The 17,873-nt window shown below is 64.6% G+C and carries 14 protein-coding genes; 4 read left to right on the top strand and 10 right to left on the bottom strand.

The genetic code is table 11. The features are described from left to right. The first annotated feature begins 117 nt into the window (after positions 1-117). On the top strand, positions 118-1,410 hold the full coding sequence (gene hmgA, locus HFP57_RS14660) for a homogentisate 1,2-dioxygenase (protein WP_218135032.1): 1,293 nt from the start codon (positions 118-120) through the stop codon (positions 1,408-1,410). Positions 1,411-1,417: 7 nt separating this feature from the next. On the opposite strand, the gene HFP57_RS14655 is transcribed toward hmgA, so the two are convergent. The 4 genes from HFP57_RS14655 to HFP57_RS14640 form a co-directional block, all read right to left on the bottom strand. Further along, positions 1,418-2,695, bottom strand: coding sequence for an MFS transporter (locus HFP57_RS14655; protein WP_246263186.1), 1,278 nt, complete (start codon positions 2,693-2,695; stop codon positions 1,418-1,420). Between the two features lie 25 nt (positions 2,696-2,720). Beyond that, a complete protein-coding gene (locus HFP57_RS14650) occupies positions 2,721-3,806 on the bottom strand; it encodes an acyl-CoA dehydrogenase family protein (RefSeq protein WP_176870473.1) in 1,086 nt (361 codons plus the stop codon). 257 nt (positions 3,807-4,063) lie between these two features. Next, complete coding sequence (locus HFP57_RS14645; protein ID WP_246263185.1) at positions 4,064-5,383, bottom strand: amidase family protein; 1,320 nt, start codon at positions 5,381-5,383, stop codon at positions 4,064-4,066. Positions 5,384-5,479: 96 nt separating this feature from the next. Beyond that, complete coding sequence (locus HFP57_RS14640) at positions 5,480-7,531, bottom strand: 3-hydroxyacyl-CoA dehydrogenase NAD-binding domain-containing protein (protein ID WP_176870471.1); 2,052 nt, start codon at positions 7,529-7,531, stop codon at positions 5,480-5,482. 251 nt (positions 7,532-7,782) lie between these two features. Here HFP57_RS14640 and HFP57_RS14635 point away from each other — a divergent pair, with 251 nt between their 5' ends. Together HFP57_RS14635 and HFP57_RS14630 are read left to right on the top strand one after the other, a co-directional pair. Further along, complete coding sequence (locus HFP57_RS14635; protein ID WP_176871345.1) at positions 7,783-9,489, top strand: class I adenylate-forming enzyme family protein; 1,707 nt, start codon at positions 7,783-7,785, stop codon at positions 9,487-9,489. A 16-nt stretch (positions 9,490-9,505) separates the two neighbouring features. Further along, on the top strand, positions 9,506-10,579 hold the full coding sequence (locus HFP57_RS14630; protein WP_176870470.1) for a hypothetical protein: 1,074 nt from the start codon (positions 9,506-9,508) through the stop codon (positions 10,577-10,579). Between the two features lie 19 nt (positions 10,580-10,598). Here HFP57_RS14630 and HFP57_RS14625 read toward each other — a convergent pair whose 3' ends face one another. The 6 genes from HFP57_RS14625 to HFP57_RS14600 all read right to left on the bottom strand — a co-directional run bounded on the left by HFP57_RS14625 (position 10,599) and on the right by HFP57_RS14600 (position 15,922). Continuing rightward, complete coding sequence (locus HFP57_RS14625; RefSeq protein ID WP_176870469.1) at positions 10,599-11,378, bottom strand: thioesterase family protein; 780 nt, start codon at positions 11,376-11,378, stop codon at positions 10,599-10,601. Between the two features lie 131 nt (positions 11,379-11,509). Continuing rightward, on the bottom strand, positions 11,510-12,460 hold the full coding sequence (locus tag HFP57_RS14620; protein WP_176870468.1) for an aldo/keto reductase family protein: 951 nt from the start codon (positions 12,458-12,460) through the stop codon (positions 11,510-11,512). A 1-nt stretch (position 12,461) separates the two neighbouring features. Next, a complete protein-coding gene (locus HFP57_RS14615) occupies positions 12,462-13,262 on the bottom strand; it encodes an SDR family NAD(P)-dependent oxidoreductase (RefSeq protein WP_176870467.1) in 801 nt (266 codons plus the stop codon). Then, positions 13,262-14,065: an SDR family NAD(P)-dependent oxidoreductase gene (locus HFP57_RS14610; RefSeq protein ID WP_176870466.1), complete on the bottom strand. Its 804-nt coding sequence runs from the start codon at positions 14,063-14,065 to the stop codon at positions 13,262-13,264. Before HFP57_RS14610 ends, HFP57_RS14615 begins: the two co-directional genes overlap by 1 nt. A 15-nt stretch (positions 14,066-14,080) precedes the next feature. Continuing rightward, positions 14,081-14,845 carry an SDR family NAD(P)-dependent oxidoreductase gene (locus HFP57_RS14605; RefSeq protein WP_176870465.1) on the bottom strand — a complete coding sequence of 255 codons (765 nt, stop codon included), beginning with the start codon at positions 14,843-14,845 and terminating at the stop codon, positions 14,081-14,083. A gap of 12 nt (positions 14,846-14,857) precedes the next feature. After that, a complete protein-coding gene (locus HFP57_RS14600; RefSeq protein ID WP_176870464.1) occupies positions 14,858-15,922 on the bottom strand; it encodes a phosphotransferase family protein in 1,065 nt (354 codons plus the stop codon). Between the two features lie 170 nt (positions 15,923-16,092). Here HFP57_RS14600 and HFP57_RS14595 point away from each other — a divergent pair, with 170 nt between their 5' ends. Then, positions 16,093-17,847 carry a DUF885 domain-containing protein gene (locus HFP57_RS14595; RefSeq protein ID WP_176870463.1) on the top strand — a complete coding sequence of 585 codons (1,755 nt, stop codon included), beginning with the start codon at positions 16,093-16,095 and terminating at the stop codon, positions 17,845-17,847. Positions 17,848-17,873 lie beyond the last annotated feature (26 nt).

The following is a 17,873-nucleotide window of genomic DNA, read 5'->3' as shown; positions in this document are numbered from 1 at the left end:
AGGGGTTGGGGTGGGGCAGCTGCTTGGCTCACCAATGAGAAAAGCGGCATCGAGCCGCCTTCCTCATATCCCACCCCTTGCCCCTCCCTTGAAAGGGAGGGGTAGGAGATGATGAGAATGACCGACCTTCAATATCAATCCGGCTTCGGCAACGAGTTCGCGACCGAGGCGGTCGCGGGCGCGTTGCCGGAAGGCCGCAACAGCCCGCAGCGCCCCGCTTTCGGCCTGTATGCCGAGCAGCTTTCGGGAACGGCCTTTACCGTGCCGCGCGATCACAACCGGCGCAGCTGGCTTTACCGGATGCGGCCGAGTGCGATGCATGGCCGGTTCGAACCCTATGGCGGCGGCGAGCGGATCGAGACCGCGCCGATATCGGGCGCGGATTTCGAACCCAACCGGCTGCGCTGGGATCCTATGGCGATGCCCGAGGCCGAGCTCGACTGGGTCGACGGGCTCGTCACCTGGGCGGGCAACGGCGATGCCGCGTCCCAGGCGGGAATCGCGGTCCATCTCTATGCGGCGAACAGGTCGATGGAGGGCCGCGCCTTTTTCAACGCCGACGGCGAGATGCTGGTCGTGCCGCAGCAAGGGCGCCTGCGCATCGCGACCGAGATGGGGCGGCTCGATGTCGCGCCGAACGAGATCGCGATTCTGCCGCGCGGCGTGCGGTTTCGCATCGATCTGCCGGACGGCGCGGCGCGCGGCTATGTCTGCGAGAATTACGGGGCGCCGTTCCGCCTTCCCGATCTCGGGCCGATCGGCTCGAACGGGCTCGCCAATGCGCGCGATTTCCTGAGCCCCGTCGCGTGGCACGAGGATGGCGATGAGCCCACGCAACTGATCCAGAAGTTCGCCGGAAGGTTGTGGAAGTTGGCGCTCGATCACTCGCCGTTCGACGTCGTCGCCTGGCACGGCAATCTCGCGCCGGTCAAATACGACCTTTCCCGCTTCAATACGATCGGGTCGATCAGCTTCGACCATCCCGACCCCTCGATTTTCACTATATGCACGTCCCCTTCGCCAACTTCCGGCGTTGCGAACTGCGATTTCGTGATCTTCCCGCCGCGCTGGCTGGTCGGCGAGGACACGTTCCGCCCGCCCTGGTTCCACCGCAATATCATGAGCGAATTCATGGGGTTGGTGCATGGCGAATATGACGCCAAGGCCGGCGGGTTCGCGCCGGGCGGCGCGTCGCTGCACAATTGCATGAACGCGCACGGGCCCGACAAGGCGTCGACCGAAGCCGCGATGGCCGCCGACCTGAAACCGCAGAAGATCGACGGCACCATGGCCTTCATGTTCGAAAGCTGCCTGCCGATCCGCCCGACGCGTTTCGCGATGGATACGCCGCTCTTGCAGCTCGACTATGACGGCTGCTGGGACGGTTTCGACAAGGCGGAGCTGCCCTGATAGACGCTCAGCTGCGCGTTCTGGGTTCGCGCACGCGGAACAGGACGATCGCCAGCGCGACAAGGATCAGCCCGATCGAAATCCAGAAGAGCGGGACATAGCCGAACGCCGCCGCGATCACGCCGCCCAACAGCGGCCCGAGCGCGGCCATCGTCGTTTCGGCGGAGGTCGAGAAGGCCAGCCGCATCGGCAGGTCCTCGCGGCTGCCGAATTCGAGGACGATCGTCGTCGCGCTCATCATATAGCCGGAGAGCGACGCGCCGATCCCGAAAAAGGCGATGAAGATCGGCACCGGCCCGTTCGCGCCGAGCAGTAGCGCCAGCGCGGCGAGCCAGACGAGCAGCGCGAGGATCATCGTCAGCCGATAGCCGAACCGGTCGCCCAGATGCCCCCAGAGCAGGTTGGAAACCGTATCCGCGCCGAGAAAGGCGACGGTCAGCAACCCGATCGCCGCGCCGCTCAGCTCCATCACATCGGCGGCGTAGAGAATGTAGAAGGGCATGGAGATGCGTGCCGCGACAGCGAACAGCTGGGCGATCAGGAACCAGCGATAGTCGCGATCCGACAGCAGCTCGGGAATATCGCGCAGCCGCTCGCGCATCGGCATTTGCGGGCGCACGGTCGGCGGCTCGGGCTCGCGCACGAAGCGGTAAAGGACGTACAGGCCGAGACTGGTCAGGACGAAGGAAAGCAGGAAGGTCGTCGCATAGCCGTTGCCGAGCACATCCTGTTCGATGAACCAGGCGCCGGCGAAATAGGAGAGCAAAGCCGCGATCCCCGCGCCCGCGACATTGCGATAAGCCTGGAGCCGCCCGCGCCGCGCGATCGGGATGACCTTGGACAGCAGCATCTGGAACACGACCCGCTGCTGCCCCTGGAAAAAGCCGAGCAGGAACAGGAACAGGAACGTCGCGAGCAGCAGCGGCGAGCCGGTGAGGAAATAGCCGGCCAGCGCCATGCCGAGTATCTGCACGCGCATCGCGATGCCGATCCACAGCGCCACCGGCATGACCCGCTTGCGATGCTCGATATTGGACGCGCTCATCACCGGCGAGACCGCCGCGCCCGCCTGAAGCAGCGCCTGCCCGACACCGACCAGCGCGTTCGATCCGGTCAGCGCGAACAGATAGGCCGGCAGGAAAGTCGGCGCCATGAGGATGCGGAAGCCCGTCATCCCGAGCATGCCATGCGCGAAATGCGCTATGTAATTGCGGCGGAGATTGTCCTCGACGAAGTGCTCATATTCCGCCTCCGCCCGGCGCGTATCGGGCCGGTCGCCGGTCACGTCCGGCGGGGAGGCGGCGCGCCGATCAATAGCCGTTGAACCGGGCGAACCGCTCGCGATGGAAGCCCGAATTGCCCCACTGGTTCTCGAGCACGCGCGCGCGTTTGAAATAGAAGCCGGCGTCATGCTCGTCGGTCATCCCGATGCCGCCATGGAGCTGGATCATCTCGCGGGTAATGCGATGGACCACATCGTTCGCCGTCGCCTTGGCGATGGCGACGGTCTGCGCCGCGCTGCCGATATCGCTGTCGAGCGACGTCAGCGCCGCTTCGACCGCCGAGCGCATCATCTCGATATCGCCGAACATTTCGGCCATGCGATGCTGGAGCGCCTGGAAGCTGGAGAGCACCTGGCCGAACTGGACGCGGGTCTTGAGATAGTCATTGGTCGTCGCAAAGGCCTGGACCGCTATGCCCAGCATTTCGGCAGAGGCGATGACGCGCGCGCAATCCAGCACCTTGTCGCGCAGATCGTCGCCGCCTTCGGCGAGCCGCGAATCATTGCCGACCGCCACATCCTTCAACTTGATCTCGGCATGGCTGCGCGAATCGACGATCTTGCGGTTCGACCGCGACACGCCCTCGGCATCGCCATCGACCAGATAGAGACCGTCTTGCGCGGCCACGACGAACAGTCCGGCGCTGTCGCCCTCGGCCACGAACGCTTTCGTGCCGTTGAGCTTGCCGCCTTCGACCGCGGTCTCGATCTTGTCGGGATCGTGATGCGCGCCCTCGTCGATCGCCAGCGTCGCGACGAGTTCGCCGCTGGCGATCTTGGGCAGATATTTGGTTTTCTGCTCGTCCGAGCCGCCCAGCATGATCGCAACCGCGGCCGCCGATGACGCCGCGAGCGGCGCGGCGGCGACGTTGCGGCCCAGTTCCTCGAGCACGAGGCCGAGGCCGGTAAAGCCGAAGCCGCTGCCGCCATGTTCCTCGGAAATAACGATGCCGGTCCAGCCCATCTCGGCCATTTGGGAATAGACCGCCGGGTCATAGCCCTCGTCATGCCCCGTATCGCGCATCTTGCGGAACGCACCGACCGGGTTTTCCTTGTCCGACCATTCGCGCGCCATATCGCGCAGCATCACCTGTTCGTCGCTCAACCCTGCCATTGCCATCCTCTTTCGCTGGCCGCTCCGCGCGGCTGGTTTCCGTTAACGTCAAGCATAGCTGGCGGGCTATGGCAAGGGCGCTGCATGCGTTGAAGCGCCCGGACTGGTTTTCGGTTTGTCAGAATTTCCCTATCGGGAAATCGCCCCACCGGTCCGCTCCCCCACCCGGCCTCCCATAGAATACCCTGAGTGGGAGGCCGGGTGGGGGAGCGGGCCGGTGCGGCGCTCGAACGCATGTGAGAGTCTGACCAACAAACCTAACCGAGCCCTCCGATCAGCCGCGCCAGTTCCACGACCGTATGATCAGCATGGAAATCCCCGACGATCTGGAGCCCGATCGGCAGCCCGTCCCCATCCTCGCCGATCGGCGCGCTGGTCGCGGGAAGCCCCGGATAGGTCGCGATGCTGACCCAGCCGAACTGCCGGCCGAATTCGACCTCCTCGCCGTTGATCGGCAGTTTGCGGTCCGCCATCGGCACCGGCGAATGCGCGAAGGCCGTATTGCCCGCATTGGGGCAGAGTATCGCATCGAACTGCTCGAACAGGGCGCGATACTGGCGCCGGGCGCGCGCCTGCTGGTCGAGCATGTCGCACCAGCCCTTCAGATCGGGGAGCGGATAGTCGGATGCGGGATCGCGCACCGCAAGGACCGTCAGCAGCATGTGCAGATACTGGCCGTGCAGCGCCGCGAGATCGGGCAGCAGGTCGCTCGCGCGCGACACCGTCGCGCCGGCCTGTTCGCAGCGGTTCGCCGCCCGTTCGACCGCCGCGACGATTGCGTCATCGGCGACGGCAAGATCGGTCTCGGTGACGACAAGCAGCCGATAATCCTCCAGCGCGCGCGACGGTGCGCCCGGCAAGGCAATGTCGGAGGTCAGGTTGAGCGCGAGCGCCAGATCCTCTGCCGATCGCGCGAGCGGACCGGTGACCGAAAGCGGCACGTCCGCGCCGTCGGTTCCGGGGAAATAATGGCCTTCGAGCGGGACCGCGCCGTAACTCGGCTTCAGCCCGTAGACGCCGCAATAATGGGCCGGGATGCGGATCGATCCGCCAATGTCCGAGCCATATTCGAGCGGCACCATGCCCGCCGCCAGCGCCGCCGCCGACCCGCCCGACGAGCCGCCGACCACCCGCGACCGGTCATGCGGATTGCTGGTGCGCCCATAGATCGGATTGTCGGATTGCCAGTCGGCCAGCATCGGCGGCACGTTGGTCTTGCCGAGGAACACCGCGCCGGCGGATTTCAGACGTTGAACGACGAGCGAGTCCTTCTGCGCGATAAAATTCTTCGCGCTTTCCAGACCCCAGGTCGTCGGCAGTCCGGCGATATCGTGCGACTCCTTGATCGTCATCGGCACACCGAGCAGCGGCTTCGCTTCCCCCGCCGCATGCATCGCATCCGCCGCGCGCGCCGCTTCCAACGCCCGATCGAAATCGCGGACGACGACCGCGTTGATATCCGCGTCGCGCTCCTCGATCCGGGCGATGGCGGCTTCGCATTCGGCGACGGCGCTGGTTTCGCCCCTGGCGATCGCCCGGGCCGTTTCGATGGCGGTTGGCTCGGTGGCGTTGATCACTTTTTTTTCTCCCGTCATCCCAGCGAAGGCTGGGATCTCAGGCGGTCAAGGAAACCGCATATGGCCCGAGATTCCGGCGTACGCTGGAATGACGAGTCAATTGAACTTCTCGCCTGCCCCTGCCTTGTCGGCCAGCAGCTGCGACAGCCGGAAATTCTCGCCCAGCCTGTCGCGATGCTTGTCGAGACCCGCGACGACGGTATCGAGCCCGATCGTATCGGCCCAGAACATCGGACCGCCGGTATAGAGCGGCCAGCCATAGCCGTTGATCCAGACGACATCGATATCGCTCGCGCGCTGCGCCATCCCCTCTTCGAGGACCAGCGCGCCCTCATTGACCATCGGGTAGAGCAGCCGTTCCTGAATCTCCTCTTTCGAGATTTCGCGCTGCTCGACACCCTGCTTCTCCGCGAAGTCGGCGATCACTTTCTTCACATCGTCGGACGGCGTGCGCTGGCGCGCCTCGTCATAATCGTAAAAACCGGCACCCGTTTTCTGGCCGCGCCGGTCCATCGCGCACAGCGCGTCGCGGATGCTCTCGATCCGGGTCGGGTCACGATGCCAGCCGATATCCAGGCCGGCGAGATCGGACATCTGGAACGGCCCCATCGGAAAACCGAAATCGAGCAATACCTCGTCGACTTCCCAGTAATTCGCGCCTTCCATGATCAGCGCATTGGCCTGTTGCTGGCGCGGGCTGAGCATCCGGTTGCCGATAAAGCCGTCGCACACCCCGGCGACGACCGCGATCTTGCCGATCTTCTTGGCAAGCTTCATGCAAGTGGCGAGCACGTCGTCCGCCGTCTTGTCGCCGCGCACGACCTCGAGCAGCTTCATGACGTTGGCGGGCGAGAAGAAGTGCAGGCCCAGCACATGGTCGGGCCGGCTGGTCGCGGTCGCGATCTCGTCGACATTGAGATAGCTGGTGTTCGACGCGAGGATCGCGCCCTGTTTCACCGTCTCGTCGAGCTTGGCGAAGACCTGTTTCTTCACATCCATATTCTCGAACACCGCCTCGATCACGAGATCGCAATCGGCGAGATCGGCATAATCGAGCGTCGGTGAGAGCAGGCCCATCGCCTGCTCAACCTGCTCGTCCGTCATCCGGCCGCGCTTGGCCGTGCGCTCGTAATTCTTGCGCATCACCCCGGTGCCGCGATCGAGCGCTTCCTGCTCCATTTCGAGGATCGTCACCGGAATGCCGGCCGACAGGAAGTTCATCGAGATACCGCCGCCCATCGTGCCGGCGCCGATCACGCCGACCTTCCTGATCGGGATCAGCTCGATATCCTTGGCGATCCCCTCGATCTTGTTCGCCGCGCGCTCGGCGAAGAAATAATGGCGCATGGCGGCCGACTGCGTGCCCGCCATCAGCCCCATGAAGAGTTCGCGCTCCCTCTTGACGCCCTCTTCGTAGGACAATTCGCCGGCCGCCTTGACCGCCTGGATGCCGGCCTCGGGTGCATCGAAACCGCGCAACTTGCGGCCATGTTTGGCGCGGAATTCGTCGAATATAGCCGGGTTTTCGACGCCGTCGCGATTGGCCGTGCCTTCGCTTGCACGCGGAACCGGCTTGCCGATCTGGTCGCGGGCGAAGCGAATCGCGTCCTCGGCGAGGCTGCCTTCGCCGACGATCGCATCGACAAGGCCGATGCTCTCCGCCTTTTTCGCGGAGATCGGATTGCCGACGACCACCAGGGGCAAGGCCGCTTCCGCGCCGACGATGCGCGGCAGACGCTGCGTTCCCGCTGCGCCCGGTATCAACCCGAGCTTGACCTCGGGCAGTCCGAGCTTCGCCGACGGAACCGCCACCCGGTAGTGGCAGGCCAGCGCCACCTCGCATCCACCGCCCAGCGCCGTGCCGTGAATGGCGGCGACGACCGGTTTGTCGCTCGCCTCGAGCTTGTCGAGCGCCTCACCGAGGTTCGGCCCCTGCATCGGTTTGCCGAATTCGGTGATGTCGGCGCCGGCGAAAAAGGTGCGGCCTTCGCAGCGGATGACGACGGCCTTGACGCTATCGTCGCCCAGTGCCTCGTCGATGCCGTCGACCAGCCCCTGGCGAACGGCTGCGCCGAGTGCGTTGACCGGCGGATTGTCGGAGATGATGACGAGTACGTCGTCATGACGTTCGGTGGTGATCACGGACATCGGGAAAACTCCTGCAGGGTTTTTCTTTCTCTTGTCGCGCATCGCCCGGGGCGCTGGCAAGGCTGTCGTTACGGAAACCGGCTTGCGCCCTTGAGATTAATCCCCGCGCGCCATAGCTAGAACAAAAGCCAGAAGCCGGGGATTCGCGAATCTACCGGCCTATTCTTGTGGAGAGAGTTTACGTGACGGAAATCAACCTGAATCCCGACCATCCCGACTGGCCGGTCATATCGCTTGCCCAGGCAAATGCGATGCTGACGTCCGAGGGCAGCCCCTTTGCCACCGAAGAGGTCGAGATCAACGGCCGGCCGACGACCGTATGGAAGAGCATACCGCCGACTTTCGCCGATTTCGCCCGGCTTGCCCGCGCCGCTTTCGGCGACCGCGAATTCATCGTTTTCGAAGACGAACGGGTGACCTATGACGCCTGGTTCAAGGCCTCGGCGACCCTGGCTCACAAGCTGCGCGAGATGGGCGTCGAGAAGGGCGACCGGGTCGCGCTGGCGGCGCGCAATCTGCCCGAATGGCCCGTCATCTATTTCGCCACACTCTCGATCGGCGCGATCGCCGTGCCGCTCAACGGTTGGTGGACGGGCGGCGAGCTCGAATATGGCCTTCAGGATTCGGGCGCAGAGGCCTTGATCGCCGACGGTGAACGCTATGAGCGGATCAAACCGCATCTCGGCAACCTTCCGGGGATCGAAAAGATCATCGTGACGCGTCCTGGCGGCCCGCTCGACCAAGGCGTGGTGGCGCTGACCGACCTGATCGGCAAGAGCCATGACTGGGCCGATCTCCCCGACACGGACTTCCCCGCCGCGGATATCGGCCCCGAGACCGATGCGTCCATCCTCTACACGAGCGGCACGACCGGGAAGCCGAAAGGCGCGGTCGCGACGCATCGCAACTCGCTGACCAATCTTCTGTCCTCCGCCTATGCGACCACGCGCGGCGCATTGCGGCGGGGCGAAGAGCTGCCGCCGCCGGGCACGCTGCCCGAACCGATGTGCGTGCTGCTTGTCATCCCGCTGTTCCACGTCACCGGATGCACGGCGATGATGGGCCCGATCATCGCCGGCGGATCGAAACTGGTGCTGATGCACAAATGGGACACGGTTCGCGCGATGGAGATCATCGAGCGCGAAAAGGTCACGCTGACCGGCGGCGTCCCGACCATCGCCTGGCAGATCCTCGAACATCCCGATCGCGACAAATATGATCTCTCGAGCCTCAACAGCATCACCTATGGCGGCGCGCCTGCGTCGCCGGATCTGGTGCGCAAGATCAAGAGCGAGTTCAATTCCTCGCCCGCCATGGGCTGGGGGATGACGGAAACGTCGGGCACGGTGACCGGTCACAGCGCGGAAGACTATCTCAACCGGCCGGACAGTTGCGGTCCACCCGTTCCCGTCGCCAAGCTCAAGATCATGTCCGAAGATGGCACGCGCGAATTGCCGACCGGCGAGATCGGCGAGCTTTGGGCCTATGGCGCGATGGTCGTGCGCGAATATTGGAACAAGCCGGAAGCGAACGAGGAAACCTTCGTCGACGGCTGGATCCGTACCGGCGATCTCGCCAAGCTCGACGAAGAGGGTTTCTGCTATATTTGCGACCGCGCCAAGGACATGATCATCCGCGGCGGCGAGAATATCTATTCGTCCGAGGTCGAAAACGTGCTCTACGACCATCCGGCCGTCACCGATGCGGCGCTGGTCGGCATTCCGCACAAGCAACTCGGCGAGGAACCGGCCGCGGTCGTCCATCTGGCGCCCGGCCACGACGTCGGCGAAGCGGAATTGCAGGCTTGGGTCGCCGAGCGGCTCGCCAAGTTCAAGGTTCCGGTGAAGATCGTGTTCGTCGAGGAGACACTGCCGCGCAACGCCAATGGCAAGATCCTCAAGAAAGATCTGCCGAACCTCTATTTCGGCGTCGGCGCGAAAGAGGAAGCGATCGCGTAGACGGAAGGAGCACAGCATGGGGGGGCTGTTCATCAATCGGATTGGAGGGCTGATCGCGGGTCTTGCGCTGTTCGCCGCGCCCGCCGCCGCCGAGCGGTTCAGCTTCGTCGCGCTCGGCGACACCGCCTATAACCTCCCCGACGACCTGCCCCGTTATGACCGGCTGATCCGGCGGATCAACGCCGCCGAGCCGGTCTTCACGATCCATGTCGGCGATATCTGGGGCGCCCGCCCCTGCACCGAAGACAGCTATCGCGACGCACTCGGCTGGTTCAGCCGCTACGATCACCCGGTGGTCTACACCCCGGGCGACAATGAATGGACCGATTGCCGGCGCATCGAAATCCTGCGCGCCTTTGCCGGGATCGGCAGCGAGGAGGACCAGCGGGAACTTGCCGACGCCTATCGTTTCGAAAACGCCTTCGCCAATACGAGCTATGTCGATGTGCTCGCCGCGCTCTCCACATTGCGTTCGGTATTCTTCGCCGAGCCGCGAAGCCTGGGAACCGATCCCATGCCGCTGGCGCGTCAGTCCGATAGCGGTAGCGATTTCCCCGAAATGGTCGAGAATGCGCGATGGGAACGGGACGGCGTCGTCTTCGCGACCGTCCATGTGGCAGGCTCCGACAATGATTTCCGGATCAACGACGAGGCGCGCTTCCAGGCCGCCGCCAATCGCAACCGGGCGAATATCGCCTGGATCCGGGAAACCTTCGAACGGGCCGAGGCTGAGGACGCGCCCGCGGTCGTCATCGCGCTGCACGCCGGCATGTTCGTCGACGGCGAAGGCGGCGACCTGACGGGATCCGCGATCCGCGGCGGACAGGCCGGGCCCTATGGCTGGATCGTCTTCGCCATCCGCGATTATGCGGCGCGCTTCGGCAAGCCGGTCCTGCTGATCAACGGCGATTTCCACGAATTCGTGATCGACCGGCCGTTCATGATCGACCGGGGCGAAGGCGAAGCGCCGCTGTACGAAAATATCACCCGGCTCCAGGTGTACGGCGCGCCGCAGATCCGCGCGGTCCGCGTCACGGTCGATACCGAGACGCCCTGGGTGTTCGGCTTCGAACCGCTCTATGCCGAATAATCGCGGCTAGGGTTAGGACCTAGCTGAACAGCGCCACGCTCTGCATGCCGGCGAGCACGGCCGTTCCGTCGGTCGACCAGAGCCCCATCTGCTGGCTGCTGTTGCCGTGCCGGGCGAGATCGGACTCGCTGCGGACGAGCCACCAGCCGTCTCTCGTATGCGGCGCGGGTTCGAGGATATTGGCGAACCAGTTGATCGAACTGACCGGCGCGCCGCGCGATTGCAGCGCGACGGCCGCCGGCGGCAGCGAATCGCCCATCAGCATCAGCTCGACCATTGGGTCGATCCCGTCGCGCTCGGCCAGCCGCATCCAGCGGGTGAAGCGCGGTTTGCCCTCGCCATCGGGATGGCGGCTCTCGCGATACTGGAAATGATAGGTGAAGAATTCGGGCGGGCCCGAGCGCAATTCCTCGTCGGCCGGCGGCGGCCCGATATCGGGCGCGTCATGATGCGCGTAATCAACCTCGGATTCGAGCGCCTGCATGAAGACGTAGATGGCGCGCAGCCCCAACCCCTTCTCCGAATGGATATCGGACTGGATGAAGGCCGCCGTCCGCCCGCGCCGGAGCAGCTTCGTTGTGATCTTCACTTCGCCCGCGAGCGGCCCGATAAAGGCTATCTGCGCCGATCGCAGTGGCGGCAAACCCTCCGCCGACTGTTGCGCCGCATGAAGGCCGAGCGCAGCGCTGAGCCCGCCATAGGCGGTCCGTCCCTGCATCCAGGTCGCGGGAATTTCGACCGTGTGCCCGTTATCGACAGGCTCGAAGCTTTGGAGGATATGTTGAAGATTGGTGGGCATGCCCTTGCTCAATTCCATCTAAATCCGTTTGGGCCGAGCTTGTCGAAGTCCTGCCCTTTCTTTTCAACGCCGAAAGTGAAGGACGCCCCTTCAACAAGCTCAGGGTAAACGGGATTGTGCTGGCATTATCGTCAGGGCCGCGGGATCGCGGCGACGATCTTTTCGGCTTCGGCAAACAGCGCGGGATCGATTTCCAATCCGCTCGCCGCTGCATTGTCGTCCAGCTGATCGGGCCGGCTCGCACCGACGATGGCCGAGGCGACATTGGGCTCGCGCAACACCCAGGCCAGCGCGAACTGCGCCATTGTGCAGCCGGCCTCCTCCGCCAACGGCTTGATCTGGTCGACGGCCCGGATCACTTCGGGTCGCATCAGTCGCTCCATGAAACCGCCCATATCGTCGCTCGCCGCGCGGCTGTCTTCGGGCGGCGGGCTGTCGGCGTCATATTTGCCGGTCAGCACGCCCTGGCCCAGCGGGGACCAGACGATCTGCGAAATGCCGTTCTCCGTGCAGAGCGGGATCACCGCTTTTTCGGGGCGCCGCCAGAGCAGCGAATATTGCGGCTGGCTGGAGACGAACTTCTCGACTTCGGGCACCATGTCGAGCGCCGCGCGAATCTGATCCGGCTCCCATTCGGAAAAGCCGATATAACGAACTTTGCCCGCCTTCACGATATCGGTCAGCGCCGTCATCGTCTCTTCGAGCGGCGTGTCCTCGTCATACCGATGGCATTGATAGAGATCGACATGATCGGTCTGCAGCCGTTCGAGCGACGCGTCGATCTGCTTCAGTATCTGTTCGCGCGAAAGCCCGCGATCCGTCTCCGACATCGGGAAATAGACCTTGGTCGCCAGCACATAGCTGTCGCGCGGCCGGTCCTTCAGCGCCTCCCCGATCACCCGCTCCGAGGCGCCCCGGCCGTAGGCGTTGGCGGTGTCGATGAAGTTGATCCCGAGATCGAAAGCGCGGTCGATACAGGCGATCGCGGTTTCCTTTTCGACGCCGACGCCGGCGGTCAGCCAAGTGCCGAGCGAAATCTCCGAGACTTGGAGGTCGCTCGATCCGAGTTTGCGGTAACGCATCCTATAACTCCTCTTTCCCCTTGCGACGCGAACTGCCGACATCGAGATGCGAACCGGCATCCACCACGATCGCCTGCCCCGTCATGTGCCGCGAAGCATCGTCGAGCAGCGGTATAATCATGTCGGCGATATCCTCCGCCGTGCCGGCACGCCTGAGCGGCGTCGTTTCCTCGAAATGCCGGTCGATGGCGAGCTTGGCCTCTTCGCCGAGCCGGTTCGTGAACCAGCCGGTACCGACATAGCCCGGGCTGATTGCATTGACGCGGATCTCAGGGGCAAGCGCACGGGCGAGCGAATAGGTCATCGTCAGCAGCGCCCCTTTCGAGGCCGCATAGGCGACCGACGACCCGATCCCGTAATGCGCGGCGACCGAGGTGACATTCACGATCGCGCCGCTGCCGCTCGCCTGCATCGACGGCGCGACGGCGCGGATCATTTCGTACGCGCCGACGACGTTGAGCCGGTAGATGTCGAGAAAATCGTCGGCGCTCAGCGCGTCGAGATCCTCATGATTGGCGAAGGCGGTCTTGCCGGCATTGTTGACGAGACAATCGATGCGGCCCCATTTGTCGAGCGCGGCTTCGGCGAGCGTGTTCGCCTCGCCCGCGCTGAGGTCGGCCTGCACGGCTATCGCTTTCTCGCCGATCTCGTCGCGCAGCTCTTCGGCGAGATCCGCACTCGACACATAGTTGATCACGACCTGCGCGCCGCGTGCGGCGATTGCGCGCACCGTCGCCGCGCCGATCCCCTGGCTGCCGCCGGTGACGATCGCAACCTTCCCTTCGAAGAAATCGCCGGCCATCAGACCGCCGCCCGTTTGGGCATCTGGCGGGTGACGGGATGCGACGAGGAAAGCCCGCCATCGACCGCCAGCGCCTGGCCGTTGACATAGCTGGCATCGTCCGAGGCGAGGAAGGTAACGGCGCCCGCAAGTTCCTCCGGCTGCCCGCCGCGCTTGAGCGGGTTGAGCTGGCCGATCTTGCCCTCGACGCCCTTTTCGCGCGCATAATCATAGACCGGCTTGGTCATCCCGGTTTCGATGATACCGGGGCAGACCGCATTGATGCGGACATTGCTGCCCGTCATCTGCTGCGCGGCCGTCTTGACCAGGTTGATGACGCCCGCCTTGGACGCTGAATAGCTGCTCGGGCCGGCGCCGGACCGGATACCGGCGACCGAAGCGGTGCAGATGATCGCGCCGCCGCCGCGCTTCTCGATCTCCGGCGCGCCATATTTGATCGCGAGGAACGGGCCGATCAGGTTGACCCGCAGCACTTCGGCCCAGCTTTCCGCGTCGGAATCGAACAGGCCGCCCTGCAGGCCGCCCGTGATCCCGGCATTGGCGAACAGGATATCGAGCCCGCCGAACTCGCTGACCGCGCGCTCGACCAGCGCCTGCACCTCGCTTTCGCTGCCGGCGTCCATTTCGACGCCGATCGCCGTGCCGCCGTCGGCCGTGATCATCTCGACCGTCTCATGCACGGTCGACATCTTGTCCGCCGCAACGACCTTGCCGCCCTCGGCCGCGAAGCGCCTGGCCGTGGCGCGGCCGATACCCGAGCCCGCGCCCGTGACGATGATCGATTTTCCTTCGAAGCGGTTCATATGCTGTCCTTTGAACTAGATCGTGCGCCCGCCATCGACGACGATGACCTGGCCGGTGGTATAGGTGGAGGCGGAAGAGGCGAGATAGACGGCGGCGCCCGCAATTTCGTGCGGTTCGCCGATGCGGTGCAGCGGCGTCGTCGACGTCACATGCTTTTCGATTTCGGGATTTTCCCACAGAGCGCGCGCCATGTCGGTGCGGATCAGTCCCGGCGCGATGCAATTGACGCGGATATTGTCGTCGCCGAATTCGTGCGCGAGATTGCGCGCCAGCTGCATATCGGCCGCCTTGGAGATGCAATAGGTGCCGATATCCACCGAGCCTCTGAGCCCGCCGATCGACGAGACGATGATGATCGAGCCTTCCTGGCGCTCGCGCATCTCGGGCGCGACCATCTGGATCAGCCAGTGGTTGGAGAGGATATTGTTGTCGAGGATCTTGCGGAACTGCTCGTCCTCGATCGTCGACATCGGCCCGAAATGCGGATTGGTCGCCGCATTGCAGACCAGAATATCGATCCGGCCGAACGCCTTGCGCGTCTCGTCGACGAGAGTCTGCAGATCCTCCTTCGAAGAGATATTGGCGGGCACGGCGATCGCCGTCGCTTCGCCATGCTCGGCATTGATCGCGGCGGCGACCTCCTCGCAGGGTCCCGCCTTGCGGCTCGAAATCACGACCCGGCCGCCATTGGCCGCCATCTCCTCCGCCGTGGCCTTGCCGATCCCGCGCGAGGAACCGGTGATGATCGCCACTTTGCCGTCCAGATCGAAGAGCGACACGGTTTCTCCCCCCTATTCCGGAGCGCCAGCGGCGCGGGCGAAGCCCCAGGCCGCCGCGGCAAGTTCGGGCACGCGCTTCGAGCGTTCCTCGGCCTCGGGCGAAGACGCGGTGCCGTCGAGCCAGCGTTTCTTGATCCCCTGCAAGATGCCGGTCAGCCGGAACAGGTTATAGGCGAAATACCAGTTGAGGTCGGGCACGGCATCGCGCGCGGTCAGCTCGCAATAAAGCGCCGTCGCCTCTTCCAGGGTCGGGATGCCCGTGCCCTCCAGGTCATGCCCGCCGAGCGAGGCGGTTCCCGTGCCTTCCATGACCCAGTTCATCGCCAGATAGGTGAAATCGGCCAGCGGATCGCCGAGCGTCGAGAGTTCCCAGTCGAGAACGGCGACGACCTCGGGCCGGTCGGGGGCGTAGATCATGTTGTCGATGCGGTAATCGCCATGGATCACCGAGGTGCGCGTCTGTTCGGGAACGGTCTTGGGCAGCCATTCGATCAGCTTCTCGGCCGCCTCGATCGTCTCGGTCTCGGCGCGGCGATATTGCTTGGTCCAGGTGTTGATCTGGCGCTCGAAATAATTGCCGGTCTTGCCGTGATTTTCGAGGCCGAGTTCGACATAGTCGAGATTGTGGAGGCGCGCGAGCGTGCCGATCATCGATCGGTAGACGGAGGTCCGCTCGGACGGCTCGATTTCGGGCAGCATCCCGTCCCAGAAGGTCCGGCCCTCGACCATCTCCATGATGTAGAAGGCCGCGCCGATGATGTCGTCGTCCTCGCACAGCGCATAGGGCCTGGCGACCGGAAAGCCCGCCGGATGGAGGCCGGAGATAACGCGGAATTCGCGGTCGACTGCATGGGCCGAGGGCAGGATCGGGCCGAACGGCTTGCGCCGCAGCACATAGGCGCGCCCCGCCTCGTCCTCGATCCGGTAGGTCGGATTCGACTGCCCGCCGGGAAACTTCGTATAGGCGGCGAGCCCCGCAAACCCCTCGACATGCGCCTGCATCCAGGCGTCGAGATTGTCCTCGTTCAGCCGGTCCTTTTCGGCAACGCCCTCGGCGCTGATCGCTTTTTCGCCCATCACTGCATCCCGTCCGGTTTTCTCAGAAACTTTACGTAGACGTAACGCGGCACCGCGACTGAGTCGAGTGCCGGAATTGCCAGCAACGCCCGGAAAACTTGACGGGCAGGACAGGTTGCTGGTTCATGGCGCGAACACCGAGAACCACTCCGACCCGAGGATGCGTCATCATGAAATTTCGCCCGTCCCTGCTCGCCCTCGCCTGCGCTGCTGTTGCGGTTCCGGTCCTTGCCGGCCCCGCCGTCGCCCAGTCGGAAGCGGCGACCGAAGCGGATGCCGAGCTGCGCGCGCTCTACGAAGCGGACTGGGCGTGGCGGATGGAGGAATTCGCGCAAGTCCGGGACGAGGACGGCGAACTGGCGCGCGGCGACCGGCTGTCCGCCGTCGATCCCGAGACCCAGCAGCGCCGCCTGGCCCATCGCCGCGACATGCTGGACCGGCTGGCCGCGATCCCGGTCGAAGCGTTGTCCGACAATGAGCGGATCAACGCCTCGGTGTTCCGCACCAATCTCGAGATCGCGATCGCCGATGCGGAATATCGCGAATGGGAAATGCCGCTCAACAGCGACACCGCCTTCTGGACCGGCCTCAATCCCCGTCCGGGCCAGCTGACGACGGCAGCCGATTATCGCCGTTTTCTGGGTCGGCTGCGCGACATTCCGCGCTTCTTTGCCGAGAATATCGCGAACATGCGGGCCGGGCTCGCGCGCGGCTTTACCGTTCCGCAGGTGACGCTCGCCGGCCGCGACGCGGCGATCGCGCCCTATGCGGAGACCGATCCCGAGGCCAATCCGTTCTTCGCGCGCTTCGCCGAAATGCCGGCGACGATCCCGGCAGACCGGCAGGACGCGTTTCGGGCGGAAGCGCGGACCGTGATCCGCGGAGCTGTAGCCCCGGCCTTTACCGAGCTGCTGCGCTTCTATCGCGAGGAATATTATCCGGGCGCCCGCACCGAGACCGGCGCCAGCAGCCTGCCCGACGGTCCGGCCTATTATGCTGCGCAGATCCGCGAATATACAACGCTCGATCTTTCCGCCGAGGAAATCCACCAGATCGGGCTCGACGAGGTCGCGCGCATCCGCGCCGATATGGAGGCTACGATCGCCGAGGCCGGTTTCGAAGGGACGTTCGAGGAGTTCCTGACCTTCCTGCGCACCGACCCGCAATTCTATGCCCAGACACCCGAAGAGCTGATGATGTTCTCGGCCTATGTCGCGGTGCGGGCCAATGCGACGCTTGGCGATGTGATCGGCCTGCTCCCGCGCCGCCGCTTCACCATCCTGCCGGTGCCCGACGAGATCGCGCCCTTCTACACGGCCGGGCGCGGCGGGCTCGAAAGCTGCCTGATGAACACCTACAACCTGCCCAGCCGCCCGCTCTACAACCTTCCCGCGCTGACCCTGCACGAATGCGCGCCGGGCCATTCGATGCAGGCGGCGCTCGCCGAAGAGCGCGAATCCGGCCCCGAATTCCGGCGCTACACCTATTTCTCCGGCTATGGCGAAGGCTGGGGTCTCTACACCGAATATCTCGGCATCGAGATGGGCATCTATCGCACGCCCTACGAGAATTTCGGCCGGATGACCTACGAGATGTGGAGGGCGGCGCGGCTCGTCATCGATACCGGCCTCCATCATTACGGCTGGTCCCGCCAGCAGGCGATCGATTACCTGGCGGCCAACACCGCGCTCTCCGATCACGAGGTCGAGACCGAGATCGACCGCTATATCAGCTGGCCCGGACAGGCGCTCGCCTACAAGCTGGGCGAGCTGACGATCCGGCGCCTGCGCGGCGAAGCCGAGGAAGCGCTCGGAGAGGATTTCGATCGGCGAACCTTCCACGACGCGATCCTCGCGCTCGGTTCGGTCCCGCTGAGCACGCTCGAAACGGAGATGCGCCGCTGGATCGCCGCGCAGCAGGGATAGCCCCGACCGTCATTAATCCCATCCCG

The sequence above is a fragment of the Parasphingopyxis algicola genome (assembly GCF_013378075.1).
Taxonomy (GTDB): domain Bacteria; phylum Pseudomonadota; class Alphaproteobacteria; order Sphingomonadales; family Sphingomonadaceae; genus Parasphingopyxis; species Parasphingopyxis algicola.
This window is presented reverse-complemented; position numbering and strand designations above follow the sequence as displayed.

Excerpts from the sequence above, each read along its gene's own strand:
- HFP57_RS14640 (WP_176870471.1), bottom strand. The coding sequence starts at position 7,531 with ATGTCCGTGATCACCACCGAACGTCATGACGACGTACTCGTCATCATC.
- HFP57_RS14610 (WP_176870466.1), bottom strand. The coding sequence starts at position 14,065 with ATGAACCGCTTCGAAGGAAAATCGATCATCGTCACGGGCGCGGGCTCG.
- HFP57_RS14625 (WP_176870469.1), bottom strand. The coding sequence starts at position 11,378 with ATGCCCACCAATCTTCAACATATCCTCCAAAGCTTCGAGCCTGTCGAT.
- HFP57_RS14600 (WP_176870464.1), bottom strand. The coding sequence starts at position 15,922 with ATGGGCGAAAAAGCGATCAGCGCCGAGGGCGTTGCCGAAAAGGACCGG.
- HFP57_RS14630 (WP_176870470.1), top strand. The coding sequence starts at position 9,506 with ATGGGGGGGCTGTTCATCAATCGGATTGGAGGGCTGATCGCGGGTCTT.
- HFP57_RS14650 (WP_176870473.1), bottom strand. The coding sequence starts at position 3,806 with ATGGCAGGGTTGAGCGACGAACAGGTGATGCTGCGCGATATGGCGCGC.
- HFP57_RS14615 (WP_176870467.1), bottom strand. The coding sequence starts at position 13,262 with ATGGCCGGCGATTTCTTCGAAGGGAAGGTTGCGATCGTCACCGGCGGC.
- HFP57_RS14620 (WP_176870468.1), bottom strand. The coding sequence starts at position 12,460 with ATGCGTTACCGCAAACTCGGATCGAGCGACCTCCAAGTCTCGGAGATT.
- hmgA (WP_218135032.1), top strand. The coding sequence starts at position 118 with ATGACCGACCTTCAATATCAATCCGGCTTCGGCAACGAGTTCGCGACC.
- HFP57_RS14595 (WP_176870463.1), top strand. The coding sequence starts at position 16,093 with ATGAAATTTCGCCCGTCCCTGCTCGCCCTCGCCTGCGCTGCTGTTGCG.
- HFP57_RS14635 (WP_176871345.1), top strand. The coding sequence starts at position 7,783 with ATGCTGACGTCCGAGGGCAGCCCCTTTGCCACCGAAGAGGTCGAGATC.